The 19363-nt window shown below is 71.3% G+C and carries 18 protein-coding genes and 1 tRNA gene; 7 read left to right on the forward strand and 12 right to left on the reverse strand.

What is annotated here, in order from left to right; genetic code table 11:
* Positions 1-25: 25 nt before the first annotated feature.
* A complete protein-coding gene (gene ligA, locus DFI_RS09030; protein ID WP_027461854.1) occupies positions 26-2065 on the reverse strand; it encodes an NAD-dependent DNA ligase LigA in 2040 nt (679 codons plus the stop codon).
* Positions 2066-2251: 186 nt separating this feature from the next.
* Between ligA and DFI_RS09035 the strand changes: the two genes are divergently transcribed.
* The gene (locus tag DFI_RS09035; protein WP_027461855.1) at positions 2252-3340 is read left to right on the forward strand and encodes a BMP family lipoprotein; all 1089 of its coding nucleotides are present in this window, start codon (positions 2252-2254) and stop codon (positions 3338-3340) included.
* A gap of 103 nt (positions 3341-3443) precedes the next feature.
* Positions 3444-3896 (forward strand): DoxX family protein, encoded by a 453-nt coding sequence (locus DFI_RS09040; RefSeq protein ID WP_051307422.1) that lies wholly within the window; start codon positions 3444-3446, stop codon positions 3894-3896.
* A 58-nt stretch (positions 3897-3954) separates the two neighbouring features.
* On the opposite strand, the gene DFI_RS09045 is transcribed toward DFI_RS09040, so the two are convergent.
* Together DFI_RS09045 and recN are read right to left on the reverse strand one after the other, a co-directional pair.
* Entirely contained in the window at positions 3955-5031 is a 1077-nt protein-coding gene (locus DFI_RS09045) for a protease complex subunit PrcB family protein (RefSeq protein ID WP_027461856.1), read from the reverse strand.
* A gap of 77 nt (positions 5032-5108) precedes the next feature.
* Positions 5109-6824 carry a DNA repair protein RecN gene (gene recN / locus DFI_RS09050; protein ID WP_027461857.1) on the reverse strand — a complete coding sequence of 572 codons (1716 nt, stop codon included), beginning with the start codon at positions 6822-6824 and terminating at the stop codon, positions 5109-5111.
* A 277-nt stretch (positions 6825-7101) separates the two neighbouring features.
* On the opposite strand from recN, the gene DFI_RS09055 reads away from it, so the two are divergent.
* The 3 genes from DFI_RS09055 to DFI_RS09065 all read left to right on the forward strand — a co-directional run bounded on the left by DFI_RS09055 (position 7102) and on the right by DFI_RS09065 (position 11137).
* Positions 7102-8316: a hypothetical protein gene (locus tag DFI_RS09055; RefSeq protein WP_155864496.1), complete on the forward strand. Its 1215-nt coding sequence runs from the start codon at positions 7102-7104 to the stop codon at positions 8314-8316.
* A gap of 259 nt (positions 8317-8575) precedes the next feature.
* Positions 8576-10165: a phosphoenolpyruvate carboxykinase (ATP) gene (gene pckA, locus DFI_RS09060; protein ID WP_027461859.1), complete on the forward strand. Its 1590-nt coding sequence runs from the start codon at positions 8576-8578 to the stop codon at positions 10163-10165.
* Between the two features lie 174 nt (positions 10166-10339).
* The gene (locus tag DFI_RS09065; protein ID WP_051307423.1) at positions 10340-11137 is read left to right on the forward strand and encodes a glycine-rich domain-containing protein; all 798 of its coding nucleotides are present in this window, start codon (positions 10340-10342) and stop codon (positions 11135-11137) included.
* A gap of 13 nt (positions 11138-11150) precedes the next feature.
* Here DFI_RS09065 and DFI_RS09070 read toward each other — a convergent pair whose 3' ends face one another.
* From DFI_RS09070 to DFI_RS09080, 3 genes are all read right to left on the reverse strand, one after another.
* Positions 11151-11873 (reverse strand): metallophosphoesterase, encoded by a 723-nt coding sequence (locus tag DFI_RS09070; RefSeq protein ID WP_027461860.1) that lies wholly within the window; start codon positions 11871-11873, stop codon positions 11151-11153.
* A 67-nt stretch (positions 11874-11940) separates the two neighbouring features.
* Positions 11941-12017, reverse strand: a tRNA-Pro gene (locus tag DFI_RS09075).
* Positions 12018-12121: 104 nt separating this feature from the next.
* The gene (locus DFI_RS09080) at positions 12122-12703 is read right to left on the reverse strand and encodes a regulatory protein RecX (protein ID WP_027461861.1); all 582 of its coding nucleotides are present in this window, start codon (positions 12701-12703) and stop codon (positions 12122-12124) included.
* A gap of 213 nt (positions 12704-12916) precedes the next feature.
* On the opposite strand from DFI_RS09080, the gene rpsT reads away from it, so the two are divergent.
* Positions 12917-13192, forward strand: coding sequence for a 30S ribosomal protein S20 (rpsT, locus tag DFI_RS09085; protein WP_022801614.1), 276 nt, complete (start codon positions 12917-12919; stop codon positions 13190-13192).
* Positions 13193-13257: 65 nt separating this feature from the next.
* Here the strand turns inward: rpsT and DFI_RS09090 are convergent, their stop codons facing one another.
* The 4 genes from DFI_RS09090 to DFI_RS09105 form a co-directional block, all read right to left on the reverse strand.
* Positions 13258-13629 (reverse strand): hypothetical protein, encoded by a 372-nt coding sequence (locus tag DFI_RS09090; protein ID WP_027461862.1) that lies wholly within the window; start codon positions 13627-13629, stop codon positions 13258-13260.
* Between the two features lie 62 nt (positions 13630-13691).
* Positions 13692-14246 carry a cob(I)yrinic acid a,c-diamide adenosyltransferase gene (locus DFI_RS09095; RefSeq protein ID WP_027461863.1) on the reverse strand — a complete coding sequence of 185 codons (555 nt, stop codon included), beginning with the start codon at positions 14244-14246 and terminating at the stop codon, positions 13692-13694.
* A 46-nt stretch (positions 14247-14292) separates the two neighbouring features.
* Positions 14293-15807, reverse strand: coding sequence for a 4-alpha-glucanotransferase (gene malQ, locus DFI_RS09100; RefSeq protein ID WP_027461864.1), 1515 nt, complete (start codon positions 15805-15807; stop codon positions 14293-14295).
* Positions 15808-15937: 130 nt separating this feature from the next.
* Positions 15938-17149, reverse strand: coding sequence for an N-acetylmuramoyl-L-alanine amidase (locus DFI_RS09105; RefSeq protein WP_244940256.1), 1212 nt, complete (start codon positions 17147-17149; stop codon positions 15938-15940).
* Positions 17150-17266: 117 nt separating this feature from the next.
* On the opposite strand from DFI_RS09105, the gene DFI_RS09110 reads away from it, so the two are divergent.
* Entirely contained in the window at positions 17267-17908 is a 642-nt protein-coding gene (locus DFI_RS09110) for a hypothetical protein (RefSeq protein ID WP_022801609.1), read from the forward strand.
* A gap of 56 nt (positions 17909-17964) precedes the next feature.
* Here the strand turns inward: DFI_RS09110 and DFI_RS09115 are convergent, their stop codons facing one another.
* Positions 17965-18432: an Rrf2 family transcriptional regulator gene (locus DFI_RS09115; RefSeq protein ID WP_022801608.1), complete on the reverse strand. Its 468-nt coding sequence runs from the start codon at positions 18430-18432 to the stop codon at positions 17965-17967.
* A gap of 54 nt (positions 18433-18486) precedes the next feature.
* Positions 18487-19341, reverse strand: coding sequence for a DUF1028 domain-containing protein (locus DFI_RS09120; protein ID WP_027461866.1), 855 nt, complete (start codon positions 19339-19341; stop codon positions 18487-18489).
* Between the last annotated feature and the right edge of the window lie 22 nt (positions 19342-19363).

The raw sequence follows: 19363 nt of genomic DNA on the forward strand, positions 1-19363 counted from the left end.
GTGTACGGGGTCCGGTGCCCGCGCGTCAGGCGGGAGTCACGCCGCGCTCGGCGAGCAGGGCGGCCAGACCGGGTTCGTCCAGCACGGTCACGCCGAGTTCCTGCGCGCGGGCGAGTTTGCTGCCTGCTTCCTCCCCGGCGATCAGGTAACTGGTCTTCTTGGTGACGCTGCCGGTCACGCGGCCCCCGGCGCCTTCGAGCTGGGCCGTGATCTCGTCGCGGGGGCGGGTCAGGGTGCCGGTGATCACGAAGTTCAGTCCGGCGAGCTGTTCGCCGCGCACGGTCTGTTCCTCCTGCGGACTCAGGCCGGCCTCGCGCAGGCGCGCGATCAGGCCCTGCATGGTGGGGTCCTGCAGCGCGGCGGTCACGCTCTGGGCGATCACGCCGCCCATGCCGGGTACCGCCGCGATCTGCTCGGGTGTGGCGGCCAGCAGGGCGTCCAGCGTGCCGAAGTGCCGGGCGAGGGCCTGGGCGTTGCGTTCGCCGACGTGGTTCATGCCCAGGGCATTGACCAGTCTCCACAGGGGCCGGGTGCGGCTGGCGTCGAGCTGCGCCAGGACGTTCTGCGCTTTTTTCTCCCCGCCGCGTTCCAGCGCGGCGAGCTGCTCGGCGGTCAGGCGGTACAGCCCGGCGGCGTCCTGCACGAGGCCCTGTTCGAGCAGCTGCGTGATGAGTTTCTCCCCGATGCCGCGCACGTCCATGGCGCCGCGGGACACGAAGTAGCGCAGGCGCTCGAACTGCTGCGAGGGGCAGGCGGGGTTGGGGCAGTAGGTGTTGGCGTCGCCCTCGGCGCGGGTGGCGGCGTGCCCGCATTCGGGGCAGGTGGTGGGGAAGGCGTAGGGCTGGGCAGTATCGGGGCGCTTTTCGAGCACCACGCGCATGATCTGCGGGATCACCCCGCCGGACTTGCGCACGACCACGGTGTCCCCGATGCGCAGGTCCATCTCGGCGATGAAGTCCTCGTTGTGCAGGGTGGCCTTGCTGACGGTGCTGCCCTCGATCAGCCGCGGCGAGAGGTGTGCGAGCGGCGCGAGTTTCCCGGTGCGGCCCACGTTCACGGTGATGGCCTCCAGGGTGGTTTCCACCTCCTCCACCGGGAACTTGTACGCGATCGCCCAGCGGGGCGCGCGGCTGGTGAACCCGGCCTCCTCCTGCAGCCGCAGCGGGTCGAGTTTCAGGACGGTGCCGTCCGCGTCGAATTCGAAGCGGCTGCGCCCGGCGATCATGCGGGCGTGGTAGTCGGCGGCGGCCTGCAGGCCGTGCAGGGACTCGGAGTACGCGCTGGTGGGGAAGCCGCGCTCGCGCAGCCAGGCCAGCACCTCGCCCTGGGTGCGGGCGGGCACGCCGTCGCGTTTGCCCAGCGCGTATAGGATGGCCTTGAGGTTGCGGGTGCGGGTGACTTCCGGGTCTTTCTGGCGCAGCGCGCCGGCCGCGCCGTTGCGGGGGTTTTTCAGCAGGGGCGTGCCGAGTTCCTCGGCCTGGGCGTTGAAGGCGGCGAAGTCCGCGCGGCTCATGTACACCTCGCCGCGGACCTCCAGTTCACCGGTCAGGCCCTCAAGTTTCCGGGGGATGCCGGGGATGGTGAGGACCTGGTCGGTGACGATCTCGCCGACCTGCCCGTTGCCGCGGGTGGCGGCCCACTGGAGTTCGCCGTTCAGGTAGTACAGGTTCACGCTCAGGCCGTCGATCTTGAGTTCGCCGGTAAAGGTGAAGTCGTCGTACTCGGGGGGGAGGTTCAGGGAGCGGGCGAGTTTCTCGCCCCACTCGCGCAGTTCTTCGTCGTTGAAGACGTTGTCCAGGCTGGTCATGGGGGTGGGGTGCGTGACCGGCTGGAAGGCGGTGGAGACCGCGCCGCCGACCGTCTGGGCGGGGCTGTGCTCGTCGGCCCAGGCGGGGTGCCGCGCTTCGAGGTCGCGCAGTTCGCGGACCAGGGCGTCGTACTGGTCGTCGGGGATGGTGGGCGCGTCCTGCTCGTAGTAGGCGCGGTTGTGCCCGGCGACCTCGCTGCGCAGCTTCAGGTAATGTGAGTGCAGTTCGTTCAGATCAGGATCAGCGAGCGGCGGCATGTTCAGCAGCGTAGCGTCCATTCCCTCCGGCGTTCACCCCCACCGCCCCCCCAGACAGGGACTTCGCTCACGTCTACACATCTGGTGAACTCGGTATACTCTCCTTCACGGATCTCAGACTCACGGGACTCAACACTCTGGTACTCGCGCAGCCACAGATCCCGCACCACCAACCTAGGAGCAACCATGAAGAAAGTGCTGACCCTCGCCCTGGCCCTGACCACCACCCTCGCCGCCGCGCAGTCCCTGCGCGTGGGCATGGCGTACGACGCCGGCGGCAAGTTCGACAAGAGCTTCAACCAGAGCGCCTACGAAGGCGCCGTGCGCGCCACCAAGAACCTGGGCGTGCAGTTCAAGGACTTCGAACCCAGCGACCCCAGCCAGGTCATCCAGGGCATCCGCAGCTTCGCCGGTGAAGGCTTCGACCTCACCATCGGCGTGGGCTTCGCCAACAACGCCAGCATCAGCCAGGTCGCCAAGGAAAACCCCGACCTCGCCTTCGGCCTGATCGACGACGTCAGCAAGGAAAAGAACGTCGCCAGCCTGGTGTTCCAGGAGCACGAGGGCAGCTACCTCGTCGGCTACCTCGCCGGCCTGAACAGCTCCACCAACACCGTCGGCTTCGTTGGCGGCATGGACATCCCCCTCATCCACAAGTTCGAGGCCGGGTACACCGCGGGCGTCAAGGCCGCCAACCCCAAGGCCAAGGTCATCGCCCAGTACGTCGGCACCACCCCTGACGCCTGGAACAACCCCGGCAAGGCCAAGGAAATCGCGGCCAGCATGCGCGCCAAGGGTGCGGACATCATCTTCGCCGCCGCGGGCGCGTCCGGCAACGGCGTGATCGACTACATCAAGCAGACCCAGTGCATCAAGGGCAGCAACACCGTGAAGTTCTACACCAACAACTTCGCGAAGGTCGCCAAGAGCGCCGCCTACCAGAAGGCCTGCGCGGGCAACACCCGTCCCATGTTCTTCATCGGCGTGGACAGCAACCAGAACTACCTGGGCGACTTCGACAAGAACCCCAAGACCATGAACCACGGCCTGACCAGCATGCTCAAGCGCGTTGACAACGCCGTGTACGCGCTGATCAACGACGTGAAGAGCGGCAAGTTCAAGGGTGGCGAGCGCCGCTTCGGCCTGAAGGAAAACGGCGTCGGCTACGCGATGGACACCTACAACAGCGCCCTGATCAGCAACGCCCAGGTCCAGCGCCTGGAGGCCGTCAAGGCCAAGATCATCAGCGGCGCCATCAAGGTGCCCAGCAAGTAAGCCCCCTTCTCCTGAACAGGGCGGCCCTTCCGGGCCGCCTTTCTTTTGCTGCCCGGGGATGTGAATTGAAACGAGGGCGACAATTCCTGCGGTACACTGGGGCATGCGGCCCAACCCAGAGCTGGCGCTCGCCCTGCTGCGCGTCACCACCGGCCTCCTGTTCGCCTGGGAGGGCGCTCAGGCCATCTTCCTGACCGGCCTGAACGCCGAGACGGCGCAGTTCACGCGCCTGGGGGTGCCCCTGCCCCTGCTCACCGCGCCGCTGTGCGCCACCCTGAACCTGGTCGCCGGGGTCCTGCTGGCCCTGGGCCTCGCGCCGCGCCTGCAGGCCGCGGTCCTGACCTTGCTGGGAACGGCCCTGCTGGCCTTCCAGGTGCAGCAGGGCGGGCTCACCTCTCCCCTGCTGGAAACCGCCGCGCCCCTGCTGGTGGGCGGGCTGGCCGTGGCGGTCGGCGGGGGCGGGCAGCCGTCGCTGGATCACCTGGACCGTCTGGGCGCCCGGCCGCTGGCGGCGCGGCCCACTCCGGCCCGGCCTGCGCCCCGCCGGACCCGCTGAGCCAGCAGTCAGGGCCGCCGACCAAGCCCAGGTCGGCGGCCCTGCGGTGGTCCTCCGGTCAGCGGTCGCTGCCGACGCCGCCCCTCTGCAGCGGCCGGCCGTCCTGGTCGAGCACCTGCACGGCCGTGAAGGCCACGGCCACGCTCACGATCGTCCAGGGGGACGTGATGGCCTGCGTGGTGATGCTGCCCGGCCCGGGCGCCGTGACCTGCACGCGCAGGGTCAGGACGCCGCCGCTGACGGCCGCGCTGCGGACGCGCACGCTGTACCCGCCGGTGGAGCGCTGGCCCAGGAACACGCCCACCAGCAGGCGCCCATTCAGGGCCGGGGCAGCGGGCGGGCTGGACTGGTTGCCGTAGGCGGCGCGGTACAGGGCGGCCGCTTCCGTCTGGGTGCGGGCGACCTGCACGCCGGCGGCGGTGATGGTCGCGTTGGTGCCGCTGGCGAGTTCGGTGAAGGTCACGGTGGCTCCTGTGGCGGGGGGCGTGGGGGTGGGCACCGGGTTCAGGGTGCTGCTGGTGGGCACGTTGGGCAGCACGTACAGCGCGGTGCGCTTGCGTTCCAGCGGGGCGGGTTCGGCGCTCACGGCGCCGTCGGGCAGCAGCACGGTGTCCAGCACGGCCACGGCCAGGGGGCCCTGGTTGCCCAGGGCGCGGCCCAGGCTGGCGGCCTCGTCGTCGGTGAGTTCCCCGGCGCCTTCCAGGCCGCGGACGGGCACGGAGTTCACGGTGCCGTTCACGCCGTTCAGTTTTCGCCAGGTGGTGCCGTCCGTGAAGTACACGGCCTGCACGGCGGGGTCCAGGCGCGTGACGTTGAACAGCCCCGCGCCGACGCGCGCCACCGCGAGCTGCTGCGCGATGCGGCGGGTGGGGGTGCGGTAGGTGGCGGCGCTGTTCACGCTGAGGCTGCCGGGCACCGCCGAGGCGTCGGACTGCGCGCGGAGTTCCACGGTCTGGCCGTCGAGTTTCAGGCTGCTCTGCCCGCCGCTGAGGCTGCCGTACACCCACACCACGCGTTCCTGCGCGCCGCCGTACAGCAGCGCCTCGTGAATGCGCAGGCCGCTGGGGCCGTTCGCGGCGCAGCCGGTCAGCGTGGCGAGGCCCAGCAGCAGGGCCGGAGTCAGGATTGTTCTCATGCTGTCAGAGTACGGGCCGGGTCTGATGACTCCCTGAAGGAAACCCTGAGGCTTGTAAAGGCGCCGCGCGGCCGCCTTCAGGAGGTCAGCAGTTCGCGCGCGTGCTTCAGGGCCGCTTCGGAGGTGTTGCCGCTGAGCATGCGGGCGATCTCCTCCAGGCGCTCCTCGGCACCGAGCAGACGCACGCGGCTGACGGTGCGGCCGCCCTCGACGCTCTTCTCCACCTTGTAGTGGTGGTCGGCCCGCGCGGCGATCTGCGCGAGGTGCGTCACCACGAACACCTGCCGCTCGCGGGCCAGCCGGCCCAGCTGCGCGGCCACGGCCAGGGCGGCGCTGCCACCGATCCCGGCGTCCACCTCGTCGAACACCACGGCCGGCGTCTCGGCGCCCAGCACGGTGCTGATCGCCAGCATCACGCGCGAAAGTTCCCCGCCGGAGGCCACGTCGGCCAGCGGCGCGAGGTCCTCGCCGGGGTTCGCGGTGAAGTGCAGTGTCACGTCGCTCAGGCCGTGCGCGGACGGTTCGGCCAGCGGCGCGAGGTGAAACTCCAGCCGGGCGTGCGGCATCCCGAGTTCACGGATCACGGCGACCAGTTCCTTGGCGAGCGGCCCGCCCCGCTTGCGCCGCGCGGCGTCCAGGGCGGCTCCGGCGCGGTCCACCCCGGCGCGCAGGGCGGCGACCTCCTCGCCGAGCGTGCCGGCGTCCTGCTCGTCACGGGTCAGCTGTGCGAGTTCGGCCTCCACGCCCGCGTGGAACTCCAGCACGTCCTCCAGGGTGGGGCCGTACTTCGCGCGGAGTTTGCCGAGGGCGCCCAGGCGCGCCTCGACCCGCGCGAGTTCCTCCGGGTCGGGGGCGCTCGCGTCGGCCACGCCGCGCAGCTCGCCGGCCACCGCCTGCAGGCTGTCCAGCGCGGTGCGCAGTTCCGTCTGCAGCTGGGCGCTGGCCTCATCGTATTTGGCGCTGGCGTTCAGCGCGCGGATCGCCTCGGCCAGGAAGCCGCCGGCGTTCTCATCCCCGTCGGTGAGCAGCGTCAGGGCGCCGGCCGCGCCCTGCGCGATGGTGTCCAGGTTCGCCAGGCGGTTCAGTTCGGCCTGCAGCGGTTCTTCCTCGCCGGGCTGCGGGGCGACCTGCGCGATCTCCTGCGCCTGGAAGGTCAGCAGGTCCAGCTGCCGCGCCCGTTCCCGCTCGGAGGCCAGCAGCGTCGCGTGCCGCCGGGCGGCGTCCTGCCACGCGGCGTACGCGGCGCTGTACGCGCGGGCGGCGTCCGGCACCTGCCGGTCGAGCAGCTGGCGCTGGTTGGCGGGCGTGAGCAGGCTCACGGCGCTGTGCTGCCAGTGGATGGTCAGGTGCGCCTGCGCCCACTCCTGCAGCTCGCGCACGCTGACCACCTCGCCCTCCAGCCGGGCGACGCTGCGGCCCTGCTGCGTCACGCGGCGGCTGGCGCTGAACTCCTCGCCGCCGGGCCCGCCCTGCCAGAAGCCGGTCACGAGCAGGGCGTCCTCGCCGGTGCGGATCAGGTCGGTGTTCGCGCGGGCGCCCAGCAGCAGGCCCAGCGCGTCCACGATGATGCTCTTGCCGGCGCCCGTCTCGCCCGTGAAGACGCTCAGGCCGCCCTGGAAACCCAGGTCCAGCTCGCGGATAGTGGCTAGGTTCCGGACCTCCAGGCGGTCCAGCCGGCCCAGTCCGGCCGCCGTGGCCGCAGGGCTGCCCGGCCCGGCGGGCGAGGCCTGGGCGGCGGGCCGGTCCTCGGCCGGGGGGGTCAGGGTGGGGGCAGAGCGGGCCTTGCGGGTCACCTGCACAGTGTAAGTCAGCGCCTCAGAAAGTCAGTGCGCGCACGACTATTGTCGGCCGGCGCGCCCAGCGGGCCGGGCCGAGCAGGCGGGACATTGATGAATTCACCGTTACATTCCCCCCACGCGACCACCACGGCCGCGGGGCAAGAATGGCGGCGTGGCCCGGGACGGCCCGGTTCCGCACGGCACGCGGCCGTGCCGGGGCCCGCGGCGGTCCACCCGAGTGATGCCTGCGGCCGGCCCACAGGTCGCCTCCGCAGGACGGAAAGGAGTGAACATGAACGACTACGAACAGACGCAGCCCCTGCCCGCCCGGAAACTGGTGGCCCTGGGCGGCCTGGCGGCCCTGGCCCTGAACCCCGAAGTGCGCCGCAGCCTGGTGGGCGGCACCCGCAGCGGCTGGGCTGGCGCCCGCCACACGGTCAAGGACACGGTGGTGCCCGCGCTGGCCGGCGCCGCGCATCAGGTGACGGAGGTGGCCTCCAGCGCCGCCCAGCACACGCAGCAGGTGGCGCACGAGGCCACCCGACTGGGCGGCGCGGCCCTGAGTTCCACGCTGAGCACCCTGCGGGAGGAAGCGCCCGGCCGCGCCGAGGAGCTGCGCCGCCGCGCCGCGACCGCCGCGACCGAACTGGCCGGCGCCGCGCAGGACCGCGCCGCCACCCTGACGCAGGAGGCGCAGAAGGCCACGGCGCACGCCGCGAAGATGGCCGAGCAGCGCCGGAAGCAGGCGCAGAAGCAGGCCCGCCGGCAGGCGCGGCACCTGGGCCGCCGCGCGCACCAGGACAAGAGCGGCGCGCTGCACGCCCTGGCCGACGTGAAGGACGCCGGGCTGGGCCTGGCCGGGAACGTGGCCGGGTCGGTCGCGCACAACCTGCACGGCCTGCTGGAAACGGCCGGGCGGGAACTGGACCGGGACCGCCGGGACGCCTACCGGGTGCTGGCCGCGGCCCGCAGGGACGCCGAAAGGGATTTGCGCCGCCGCCGGAAGAACTGGGACCCGGCGAAGCTGGAGCGAATGGTGCAGAAGCGCGTGGCACCCGTGCAGAAGCGGGTGGACCGCGAGTTCGCGCGGCTGGACCGGCAGGTGGCGCGGCAGAAGCAGCAGGCCCGCGCGCAGGACCAGGGGGGCGGGCTGGGCGGCCTGACCACGCTGGCCCTGCTGGGCACGGGCGCGGTGGTGCTGGCGCGTGTGCCGGCGGCGCGGCGCGGCCTGATCAGCGCGGTGGAGGCCGTGAGCCCGGAATCCGCGCAGACGCTGCACCGCCTGAGCCGTCAGGCCCGGAACCTGATCGGGGAGTTCTGGCTGGAGGACCTGGAAGCGCCGGGCGGCAGCCTGGCCCTGGTGAAGCGGGAGGATGGGGCGGCGGTGCCCGGGGATTCGCGGACCGGGCAGCCGGGCGCGCATGCCGGGGCTCCTGTAACGGCCGAGATGCCCGAACAGCAGGACGCGGAAACGGAGAAGGCCGGCAAGCGCTCGCTGGACGCCTGAGTGCCCGAATCCTGCCCGTAGTCTGCACTACATTTTAGATTCATTGCGTCGGGCGCCCTTCTGTTGGGCGCCCGTTGCGTTTGTGGGCCTTTCGTTGTTCCCAGGGGTGTGACAAACGCCCGTTTGCTTCCTGGCGGCTGACACGGCACAATCGGCCTTGTCTGCTTGTACCCCGTCCGCCGCCCCCGGCCCCGCGGACCACCTGCCCCACCACGACCGGCCTGCCCCGCGGCCCCGGTCCGCTCCCAGGAGGAACTTCATGACGATCCAGAACCCCGTCAACCCGGTCGCCGATCTCGGCATCCAGAACGCCAACATCCACCTCAATCCCGGCGTGGACGCGCTGTACGCCCACGCCATCCGCCTGGGCGAGGGCGTGCAGGCCGCCACCGGCCCCCTGACCGTCCGCACCAACAAGGCCGGCCGCAGCCCCAAGGACCGCTTCATCGTCGAGGACGAGAAGACCAGGGGCAGCGTGTGGTGGGAAGGCTTCAACGTGCCGATCCAGGCCAGCGTGTTCGACAACCTGCTGGCGAAGATGGTCCAGTACGCCGAGGGCAAGGAACTGTTCGTGCAGCAGGTCTACGCCGGCACCGACCCCGAGTACCGCATCCCCGTGCGCATGATCACGGAAATGGCGTACCACTCGCTGTTCATCCGCAACATGTTCGTGCGCCCCACCGCCGAGGAACTGAAGACCTTCGAAGCCGACTGGACGGTCCTGAACATCCCCAGCTTCAAGGCCGACCCGGCCGTGGACGGCACCCGCACCGACACCTTCATCATCGTGAACTTCACGAAGAAGATGATCATCGCGGGCGGCACGCAGTACGCCGGCGAGAACAAGAAGGGCATCTTCGGCGTGCTGAACTACCTCCTGCCGGAAAAAGGCGTCATGCCCATGCACTGCTCCGCGAACGTGGGCGAGGGCGGCGACGTGGCCCTGTTCTTCGGCCTGAGCGGCACCGGCAAGACCACCCTCTCCGCGGACCCCGGCCGCAAGCTCATCGGGGACGACGAGCACGGCTGGACCGACACCGGCGTGTTCAACTTCGAGGGCGGCTGCTACGCCAAGGTCATCAACCTCAACGCCGACGCCGAACCCGCCATCTACCAGACCACCCGCAACTACGGCACCGTGCTGGAAAACGTGGTGCTGGACGCGGACGGCAACCCGGACCTGAACGACGGCAGCCTCACCGAGAACACCCGCAGCGCCTACCCCATCGACCAGATTCCCAACATTCAGCCCGGCAGCGTGGGCGGCATTCCCAAGAACGTGGTGTTCCTGACCGCCGACGCGTACGGCGTGCTCCCGCCCATCTCCCGCCTGAGCCCCGAGCAGATGATGTACCAGTTCATCAGCGGCTTCACCGCGAAGATCCCCGGCACGGAAGAAGGCGTGAAGGAACCCAGCCCCACCTTCAGCACCTGCTTCGGCGCGCCCTTCATGCCCCGCCACCCCGGCGAGTACGCCAAGCTCCTGGCGCAGAAGGTGCAGGAGTCCGGCGCGAAGGTGTGGCTGGTGAACACCGGCTGGACCGGCGGCAAGTACGGCGAGGGCCACCGCATGAGCATCAAGCACACCCGCGCCCTGTTGAACGCCGCGCTGAACGGTGAACTGGACGACGTGGAGTTCGTGCGTGACCCCTTCTTCAACCTGGAGATTCCCACCAGCGTGCCCGGCGTGCCGCAGGACGTCCTGAACCCCCGCGACGCCTGGGCCGACAAGGCCGCCTACGACGAGACCGCGAAGAAACTCGCGCGGATGTTCCGCGAGAACTTCAAGCGCTTCGAGGCCGGCGTGGACCAGAAGGTCACCGACAGCATGCCCAACCCCGACGCGTAAGCCCCCCTGCCCCACGCCCCCACCCCTTGCGGTGGGGGTTTCTTCATGCCGGGCTGACCGGCGGCTGACATGGGCGCTCCACAGTGAACGCAGCACCACACAACCACACGAACAGCGCGCAGCACGGCGTTTCACCCACCGCACCCGCCCACGAAGGGCCCCGAGGAGGCAACGATGACCGTCCCCACCCCCACCGAACGTCACGCCGATGTCAGCCCAGGCCTGGACCCGCACACCCGCGAGGTCATCCTGGCGTGGCCCTTCCCGCCCGCCATGCTCGACCGGCTCGCGCAGGAGCACCGCTGGACGCCCGACTTCACAGGGCGCGCCCTGACCGAGTACCGCCGCTTCCTGGTGCTCGCCCTGACCAGCCCCACCCCGGTCACGCCGTCCCGGACGGTGGACGAGGTCTGGCACACCCACCTGACCTTCACCCGCGACTACTGGGAGGCCCTGACGCCCCAGTTGCCCCGCCCGCTGCACCACGACCCGGGCAGCGGAGACCCCGGCGACCCGCAGCGGTACGCCGCTCAGTACACCGCCACCCTGGTCCTGTACGAGGAGACCTTCGGCGCCCCGCCCCCTGCGGACCTGTGGCCGACCGCCTCCCCTGCCCCGGCCAGCCAGCCCAGCCCACCACCGGTTCGCCCGGAACGCCGTCCCCTCGCCCCGCCCCTGCGCGCCGGCCTGGCCGCCGGCACCGCGCTCATCGCCCTGCTGCTGTTCGGCCTGCCGCTCGCCGCATCTGCCGTACTCGGCGGGGTCGTGTTCGCGGTGAGCGGGCTCCTCCCGGCCAGTGGCGGCGTGGCCCGCGGGCGTCAGGACCCGGCGCTGGCGGGCGCAGGGGGCAGCAGCGGCACGTTCTGGGGCAGCGACCCGGACAGCTGCGACCCCTCAGGATCAGACGGCGGCTGCGGCGACGGGGGGAGTTCGTGCGGCAGTTCCTGCGGCGGGGGCGGCTGCTCCAGTTGAATATTCGAAATGCTCAGGCCGAGTCGCTCTGATCCCCGCCGGTGTCCAACAGCAGTTTCGGCCGGAAGCGCAGCCCGTCCGCCGCCACCAGGTGCGCGGGAATGCCGTTCACGTGCGTCATGGCCCGCTCGGGCGGCACGCCGTGCAGGTGCCCGTACACGACCAGGTCCGGTCTGGCGTCCATGATCACGCCCATCAGCGGGTTCATCAGGTACGGCGGGGACGCCGGCGGGTAGTGCGTCATCAGCAGGACGTGGTCGCCGGGCTGCCGCAGCCGCCGGGCCGCCTGCACGCTCAGGGAAAGCCGCTCGGCCTCGCGGGCGAGCAGGCGGTCATCCTCGGCGCCCAGCGGCTCGTAACCGGGCGTGACCCACCCGCGCGAGCCGCACACGACCACGTTGCCCACCCGCACCGCGTCGTTCTGCACGGCCAGCATCCCGGGCGGAAGGGCCGCGCGGAGTTTGGACACGGTGGGCCACCAGTAGTCGTGGTTGCCGCGCAGCAGCACCTTCGTGCCCGGCAGGGCCGCGACCGGCGCGAGGTCCACCATCGCGTCCGGGAGGCGCATCGCCCAGGACAGGTCGCCGGGCAGCAGCACCAGGTCCTCCGGGCGCACGGTCTGGCGCCACTGGTCGAAGATCGCCTGCGGGTGCCCGGCCCACTGCGGCCCGAAGACCGTCATGGGCTTCGGGGTGACGGTCGCGAGGTGCAGGTCGGCGATGGCATACACGCGCATGGAGACTCCAGGGGCTGGCGGGAAGCGGAAATGGAAAGAACCTCCCTTGCGGGAGGCCCTGTTCTCGTGGTCGGGGCGAGAGGATTCGAACCTCCGACCCCGTCGTCCCGAACGACGTGCGCTACCAGGCTGCGCTACGCCCCGCCAACCACGACACGCCGCGGGCCCCAGGGGCCAGTTTTTCGGCGCGACGGGTAGTTTACGCGCCGCCCCTCACCCGCGTCAAGGCGACGGCGCCGCTCACGGGTTCAGGGTTCCAGGTCCTCGTCGAAGCTGGGGGCGTCCTCCGGTTCCGGCAGTTCTCCCTGCGCGTGAATGGCCGCCCAGATCACGCCCCCCGGGAAGCCCCGGCGGGCCAGGAACGCGTACGCGCTGGCACGGGGGTCCCGCTTGCGTGCGAACGCCGCCCAGCGCCGCGACAACAGGGCCGTGGCGGCCTCCTGCTCCGCGTCCGGGTCGCGGGCGTCCAGGGTGTCCGTGATCAACTCGGGCGCGATGCCGCGGGTCTTCAGGGTCTGCCGGACGCGGTGCACGCCCACCGTGCGGCGCTGGCCCTCGGCCCGGGCAACCTGCGCGTCGTTCTGATACCCCAGCTCCTGCACGCGGCGGATCACCAGTTCGGCCAGTTCCGCGTCCGGGGTGCGGCGCGCCAGCCGGGTGCGCAGTTCCGTTTCGGTGAGGGCCTTGCCGGCCAGCGCCCGGAAGGCGTAGGCGAGCAGCGCGTCGCGTTCCTCGTCCGGCGTGCGGGGCCGGCGGGGCGCGCGCTCCGCGGCGCCGTCCGGGCCCTCCCCCTCCGCGTTCCTGGTCTTCTTCCGGCGTCGCCCTTCCATGCCCCCAGTATTCCGCACCGCGCGGGCTTGCGCCGGCCGGGCCGGGCGGGTAGAGTTGGCAGGTTGCCCATCGGACCTGGTGGACAGCCCCGGAGCCCGAGTGGACCCGGGTGCGCCGCGCGGGCCGCCGCGCCGGACGCTCGCGTTCCCCGCCCAGGCGCGGGAACCGCCCCGGAGCCCGGGACACGGGAGCGGGAGAAAAGGAGTACGAACATGGCCCTTCGCCACAAATCCGCCCAGAAACGTCACCGTCAGAGCCTCAAGCGCCGCGCCCTGAACCGCAGCAAGAAGAGCACCATCAAGACCTTCACCAAGAAGGCCGTGGCCGCCGTGAGCGCCGGCGCTGACGTCGCCGCCGCCCAGAGCCTCGCCGAGAGCCTGATCGACAAGGCCGCCAAGGGCAGCACCCTGCACAAGAACGCCGCGGCCCGCAAGAAGAGCCGCCTGGCCAAGGCCATCAACAAGGCCCAGGCCGCGCAGCAGGGCTAAACCCCAGAAACGCGGAGGCGGGGCACCCTGAATCAGGGTGCCCCGCCTTCCTGTGGCCCGCAAGGTCACTTCTCGGCGTACGCCTGGTTCACCTCGATGTTTCCGGTGAACTTGCTGAAGTCGATTTTCAGGTGATACGCGCCGGCCTTCCCGCCGCCGGTCATGTTCAGGCTCCAGTTGCCCTTGCGGCAGGCCTGACCGCTGATCAGGCTGCCGTCCGGGGCGTACAGGCCGAGGGTGGCGCTGCCGCTTTTCACGTTGCATTTGCCGGTGAAGGTGACCTGCTGCCTGTCCTCCAGGGTGCGGTAGGCGTATTCGTTCAGGCCGGTGGCGTTCCACATGTAGGTGGGCATCAGGGTGACGTAGCCGACGCGCACGCCGACAGTGAAGTACATGATGGTCAGGGCGATGACCAGTGCTCCGAGGATGTAACGCATTGACGGCAGTGTAATGCTTCCCCCAATGCCCGGACCGTGCCGAACCCGGCATGGGGGTCGGGTCAGCGGCGGCCTTTCACCGCCCACTGCTCCTCCGCCATGCTGGCCGCGTGGTTGGCGGCGCGGGCCATGGCGAACAGCAGGTCCGACACGCGGTTCAGGTACACCTGCACGTGCGTGTTCGCCTCCTCTTCCTGCAGCAGGCGGATCACGTCCCGCTCGGCGCGGCGGGCGACGGTGCGGGCCACGTGCAGCGCGGCGGCGGCCGGGGTGCCGCCCGGGTGAACGAAGTTCCGCAGGGGGGGCGCGGCCTCGGCGTGCCGGTCGATCAGCGCCTCGATGAACTGCACGTCCTGCGCGTCGATGCGGCTGACGTTCTTCTCGTACGGCGAGCCGCTGCGCGTGGCGAGGTCGGCGCCGACGTCGAACAGGGCGTTCTGGAGGTATTCCAGGTCGGCGTCCAGGGGGCCGGCGCCGTGTGCGCGGGCGAGGCCGATGGCGCTGTTGAGTTCGTCCACGGTGCCGTAGGCGTCCACGCGGGCGCTGGCCTTGCTGACGCGGTCGGCGCCGTACAGGCCGGTCTGGCCGCCGTCCCCGGTTCGGGTGTAGAGCTTCATGCCCCCAGCCTAGTTCACGGCCGGGGGCATGGCGAGGGCGTGGGGCTCAGAGCGGCGCGAGGCGGCCGGTGCGCTCGGTCAGGGCCCGCAGGCCGGCGGCGAGGTCCGGGCGCAGGTCGGCGGCCGGCATGCGCCACGTCCAGTTGTGGTCGCCGGTGCTGCCGGGCAGGTTCATGCGCGCCCCCGTGCCCAGGTTCAGGACGTCCTGCAGGGGGGCCACGGCGAGGTTCGCGCGGCTTTCCCAGGCGAGGCGCAGCAGGTCCTGGGCGAAGGTGTCCTCCTGCGGGTCGCTGCTGGTGAAGGTGCGGTAGTTGTGGCGCTCGTCCTCGCTGGCGGCCGCCCACCAGCCGCGGGAGGTGTCGTTGTCGTGCGTGCCGGTGTACACCACCTGGTTGACCTTCAGGTTGGTGGGCAGGAAGGCGTTCACGCTGAAGTCGCCGCCGCCGAACGCGAACTGGAGCACGGCCATGCCGGGCAGGGCGAAGTCGTCGCGCAGCTGTTCGACGTCCGGGGTGATGACGCCCAGGTCCTCGGCGATGATGGGCAGGTCGCCCAGCGCGGCGCGGACCGCGCGGAACAGGGCGTCCCCGGGGGCCGGCACCCAGCGGCCGTGCATGGCGGTCTCCGCCGGGAAGGGAATCTCCCAGTACGCCGCGAAGCCCCGGAAGTGGTCGATGCGGATCACGTCGAAGAGTTTCAGGCTGCCGCGGAAGCGTTCGATCCACCAGCAGAAGCCGTCGTGTTCCATGACGTCCCAGCGGTACAGGGGGTTGCCCCACAGCTGCCCGGTCTCGCTGAAGTAGTCCGGGGGCACGCCGGCCACCACGGTCGGCTGGCCGCGGTCGTCGAAGTGGAACTGCTCGCGGTTCGCCCAGGCGTCGCTGGAGTCCAGCGCCACGAAGATGGGAATGTCGCCGATCACCTCGATGCCGCGTTCGCGGGCGTAGGCGCGCAGCTCGGCCCACTGGCCGAAGAACAGGAACTGGATGAACTTTACGCGTTCCACGGCCGGCGCGAGCCGGGCAGCGTACTCGGCGAGCACGGCCGGGTCGCGGTCGCGGGCGCCGGGCTGCCAGGCGTTCCAGGGCAGGCCGCCGTGGGCGTCCTTGAGGGCCATGAACAGGGCGTAGTCGTCCAGCCAGCCGGCCTCCTCGGTCTTGAAGGCGGCGAAGGCCGGGGCGAGGTGCGCGGCGTGCCCGCCGATGAAGGCGGCGTAGGCGCGTTCCAGCATCTGGGTGCGCCACACGTACTGCACGCCGAAGTCCACGCGGGCCGCGTCGAAGGCCGGCATGGCCGCGAAGTCCGCGTCGGTGAGGAGCCCGCCTTCTTTCAGGGTGGTCAGGTCGATCAGGTAGGGGTTGCCGGCGAAGGCGGAGAAGGCCTGGTAGGGGCTGTCGCCGTACCCGGTGGGGCCGAGCGGCATGACCTGCCAGTAGCGCTGGCCGGCCTGCGCCATCCAGTCCAGGAAGGTGCGGGCCTGCGCGCCGAGTTCACCGATGCCGTAGGGGCCGGGCAGGCTGGTCGGGTGGAGGAGGATGCCGCTGGAACGGGGAATACTCACGTCGTGAACCTCCGGGGAGGGGAGCTGGCGGCGGGGTGCAGGGGCGGGCCGGGGGTCATCCGGCAGCATGGAAGTGATTCCATTGGGGGTGATGATAGGTCAGGCCGGGCAGAGGAGCGCCCCACCGGACCTACTTGGTGTTCAGGAAATCCAGAATGGCGCGCGCCAGCCCCTGCGCCAGCTTCTCCCGGTACTCCGGGGTCGCCAGACGGGGCCCCTCCACCGGGTGACTGCCGAAGCCCACCTCCACCAGGATGGCCGGCGTGGTCGGGTTGCGGATCACGTAGAAGGCGTCGGTCTGCACGCCGCGGTTCACGGCGCCGGTCGCGCTGATCAGCCGGGATTGCACCTTCTGCGCCAGCTGCCGGCTGAACGCCAGCTTCGCCTGCGCGAGAATGTCCCCCAGCAGCCCCTGGGCGCTGTTCAGAGCCCTGCGGGTCAGGGCCTCCCCCACGCTGCTGCCGCCGTTTTCCTGCACCGCCAGGCTGCGGGAGCGGCCCGCCAGCGGCTGCCCGAAGTAGTACGTCTCGATGCCCTGCGCGGCCGGCGACGCGGAATTCACGTGAATGCTGATGTACGCGCTCACCCGGTCGTTCGTGGCGAGCCGCGCCCGGGCGTCCAGGTCGGCGGTCTTGTCGGCGCTGAGGTGCCGGTCGGTCTCGCGGACCATCACGACGTCCACGCCGTGCTTGACCAGCTCCGCGCGGGTGCGCAGCGCGATGTCCAGGGTCACGACCTCCTCCACCACCCAGCGGCTCACCATGCCCGGATCGATGCCGCCGTGCCCGGCGTCCAGCACGATCACCGGCCGCACGGCCGAGCGGGTGCTGGCCGGCCGGGCGACCACCGGAGCCGGAGCTGCCGGTTTCGCCGCGGCGGGTTGGGCGGGCACCGTCGCTGCCTTCGCGGGGGCGGCGGCGGGTACGCCCGCGGCGCCTTTCGGCACGTCGATGACCAGCCGGGCGGGCGTGCCGGCCGCGGCGGGCAGCAGGCTGACCTTCGGCGTGCCCGTGCCAGCCGCGAGGCCCAGCGTGACCTGCCCCCCCTTCACGGCGTAGCCGGTCACGCCGGGCACGTTCAGCGGGCCCTGCTCGGCTTTCAGGGTGGCCTGCAGGGTCACCGTGAACTTGCGGCCCACGAAGCCCACCTGCGGCGCGGCCGGTGTGGCGCTGCCCAGGTCGAACACCAGCCGCGTGAACCCGTCGTGCTGCCCCACCCGCGGGGCGGCCTCGGCGGCCGGCAGCAGCAGCAGGGCCAGCAGGGCCCAGCCGGCCGGGCGGCGACGAAGAAGCGGGCCGGTGGGGGTGGGCCGCCGTGGAGACAATGAGGGTGCGCGGTTCACTTCCGCGAGTGTACTGTCCCCGCCCTGAGGCGACCATGAAAACGCCGGCCCAGGCTGAACCGGACCTGACCGCCGTCCTCACGCGGCGCCCAGCCCGGCCCGCTAGGCTCCAGAGTCATGAAGTCCTCCACCTTTTTCCGCGCCCTGCTGCTCGGCGGCCTGCTGACCGCGGGCGCCGTGGCCGTGCCGTTCGGCGCGCTGAACGTCACGCCGCGCGGCCCGCAGAACCTGAACCTGGAAACCGGCGTGACCGAACTCCCGCAGGGCGGCACCGCCACCGACAGCAAGGCCGGCCTGACCCTGAGTGCCGCGCGCATGCAGCTCAAGGCCGGCGAGCAGCTCAGCGCGCAGAACGCCACCCTGAAATTCCGGGGCGGCGGCACCCTGAGCGCCGCGCAGGTCACCTACAACGTCAAGGCGCAGACCGTCACCGCGACCGGAAGTGTCCGCTACAGCGACGCCCGCTTCCGGAACCTCACGGCCGGGACGGTGCGCATGTCGCTCGGCAGCGGCTTCATCACCGCGACCGGCGGCGTGAAGGCCGAGAACCCGGCTCTGAGTGCGCCCACTGTGGTCTTCGACCCGCACACCGTGCAGGCGCTCGTCATGGGCCCCGCGCAACTGAGCCAGGGCACCCTGAAAACGGGCATGACGCCCGGCGGGAAACTGCTGGTGCTGTTCAGCGGACCGCGCATCTCGCGCGTGACGTCCAAGGTGGACGCCGGCACCCTCGCCCGCTTCACCCCCTACCTGCCCTGATGAGGAACCGAAACGGCCGCCCCTTGACCTCCAGGGGCGGCCGTTTCCCGTTCCGGTTACGCGTTCGGTTTCAGCAGGTGGCCCAGGCAGTGCCCGTAACTCACGCCCTGCTGCGCGTCCACCACGAGGTCCTGCACGCTGAACTCCTGCAGCACGCCCAGCATCGCGTCACGCATGCGGGTGTAGATGGTGTTCCGGGCGTGGCAGCGCGCCTCCTCCACGCACGGCTCGTGCCAGTTCAGGCTGATGCACGACAGCGGCGCCACCGGCCCGTCGATGGCACGGACCACCTCGCACAGGCTGATCAGGCGCGGCACGCGCGACAGGGCGTACCCGCCGCCGATGCCCTTCTTGCTCTTCACGATGCCCTTGGCGCTCAGGGCCGCCAGGATGCGCACCAGGTACGGGCGGTGCACGCCGGTCGCCTCGCTGATCTCCTCGCTCGCCACCCACCGCCCCGGGTCCTGCGTGCCCAGGTACCCCAGGGCCTGGAAGGCGTACACGTCGGTGGCTGAAAGCCGCATGGCGCGAGTCTAGTGCAGGCACGCGAAATCCGTCACGTGTGCCCCAGCTGCGCCTCAGGTTCCGAACTGGCGGCGCAGGTAGGCCAGCGCCACCGGGTCCACCTGTCCGCCCGGCACCCAGCGTTCCTCCAGGTTCTCCGTGCCGTACAGCGCCCAGGCGGCCGCCTCGGTCGCCGGCTCCCACGGGCCGTCCGGCAGGGCGGGCGCATAGCCCTGCTTCACCAGCGTCCGCCGCAGCCACCCCAGTTCCTCCACGGTGAACTCCCGGGTCGTCTCCGGCCGGCCGAACAGCAGATCGAACACGCCCAGCAGCCGCTCCAGTTCCCCGCACGGGTCGGCGTGGTCATCCGCGCGCAGGTTTACCCAGTCGTCCGTGAGCCCGCCGTACCCCCGCCCGGGACCCGCGCACAGTAGCGCCGCCGACTGCCGGCCCCGCCGGTCCCCGCCCGCCGCGTCGCCGGCCTGCAGGGCCCGCAGCAGCCGCCACGGCAGCGCTGCCCCCACCTCCGCCTCCCAGGCGGCCAGCATGGCGTCCACGACCTCCGGGCCGGTCAGGATGTTGCCCTGGATCGCCACGTTCTCCGCCGCCACCCCGCCCGCCCAGGCGTGACAGCCGGGCCCGGTGAAGGTCGCGCTGCGGCCCGAGGCGTCCACCAGTCCGAACTGCCGCTGCACGATTCCGGCGTCCTCCGCCTCGAACTGCGCCCGCACCTGCGCCGGCGCGTGCCCCTGCGCCAGCCGGTCCAGGCCCACCGGCCCGAACGTGGGGTTCACGAAACTCTGCGTGGCGACCGCCCCCACCCCGCCCCGCACGAACGGCACCAGCGCCCCCACCGCCAGGAACTTGCTCGCCACGGCCACGCCCACGTCCCCGGTCCGGGGATCGCGGCCCACGATGGAAAAGGTCATGCCGGCAGGCTAACGCGCGCCC

Source organism: Deinococcus ficus (assembly GCF_003444775.1).
Lineage (GTDB): Bacteria > Deinococcota > Deinococci > Deinococcales > Deinococcaceae > Deinococcus > Deinococcus ficus.

Bases quoted from the DNA above. Each gene is read 5' to 3' on its own strand.
- ligA (WP_027461854.1), bottom strand. From the start codon at position 2,065: ATGCCGCCGCTCGCTGATCCTGATCTGAACGAACTGCACTCACATTAC.
- DFI_RS09035 (WP_027461855.1), top strand. From the start codon at position 2,252: ATGAAGAAAGTGCTGACCCTCGCCCTGGCCCTGACCACCACCCTCGCC.
- DFI_RS09040 (WP_051307422.1), top strand. From the start codon at position 3,444: ATGCGGCCCAACCCAGAGCTGGCGCTCGCCCTGCTGCGCGTCACCACC.
- DFI_RS09045 (WP_027461856.1), bottom strand. From the start codon at position 5,031: ATGAGAACAATCCTGACTCCGGCCCTGCTGCTGGGCCTCGCCACGCTG.
- DFI_RS09055 (WP_155864496.1), top strand. From the start codon at position 7,102: ATGAACGACTACGAACAGACGCAGCCCCTGCCCGCCCGGAAACTGGTG.
- pckA (WP_027461859.1), top strand. From the start codon at position 8,576: ATGACGATCCAGAACCCCGTCAACCCGGTCGCCGATCTCGGCATCCAG.
- DFI_RS09065 (WP_051307423.1), top strand. From the start codon at position 10,340: ATGACCGTCCCCACCCCCACCGAACGTCACGCCGATGTCAGCCCAGGC.
- DFI_RS09070 (WP_027461860.1), bottom strand. From the start codon at position 11,873: ATGCGCGTGTATGCCATCGCCGACCTGCACCTCGCGACCGTCACCCCG.
- DFI_RS09080 (WP_027461861.1), bottom strand. From the start codon at position 12,703: ATGGAAGGGCGACGCCGGAAGAAGACCAGGAACGCGGAGGGGGAGGGC.
- rpsT (WP_022801614.1), top strand. From the start codon at position 12,917: ATGGCCCTTCGCCACAAATCCGCCCAGAAACGTCACCGTCAGAGCCTC.
- DFI_RS09090 (WP_027461862.1), bottom strand. From the start codon at position 13,629: ATGCGTTACATCCTCGGAGCACTGGTCATCGCCCTGACCATCATGTAC.
- DFI_RS09095 (WP_027461863.1), bottom strand. From the start codon at position 14,246: ATGAAGCTCTACACCCGAACCGGGGACGGCGGCCAGACCGGCCTGTAC.
- DFI_RS09110 (WP_022801609.1), top strand. From the start codon at position 17,267: ATGAAGTCCTCCACCTTTTTCCGCGCCCTGCTGCTCGGCGGCCTGCTG.
- DFI_RS09115 (WP_022801608.1), bottom strand. From the start codon at position 18,432: ATGCGGCTTTCAGCCACCGACGTGTACGCCTTCCAGGCCCTGGGGTAC.
- DFI_RS09120 (WP_027461866.1), bottom strand. From the start codon at position 19,341: ATGACCTTTTCCATCGTGGGCCGCGATCCCCGGACCGGGGACGTGGGC.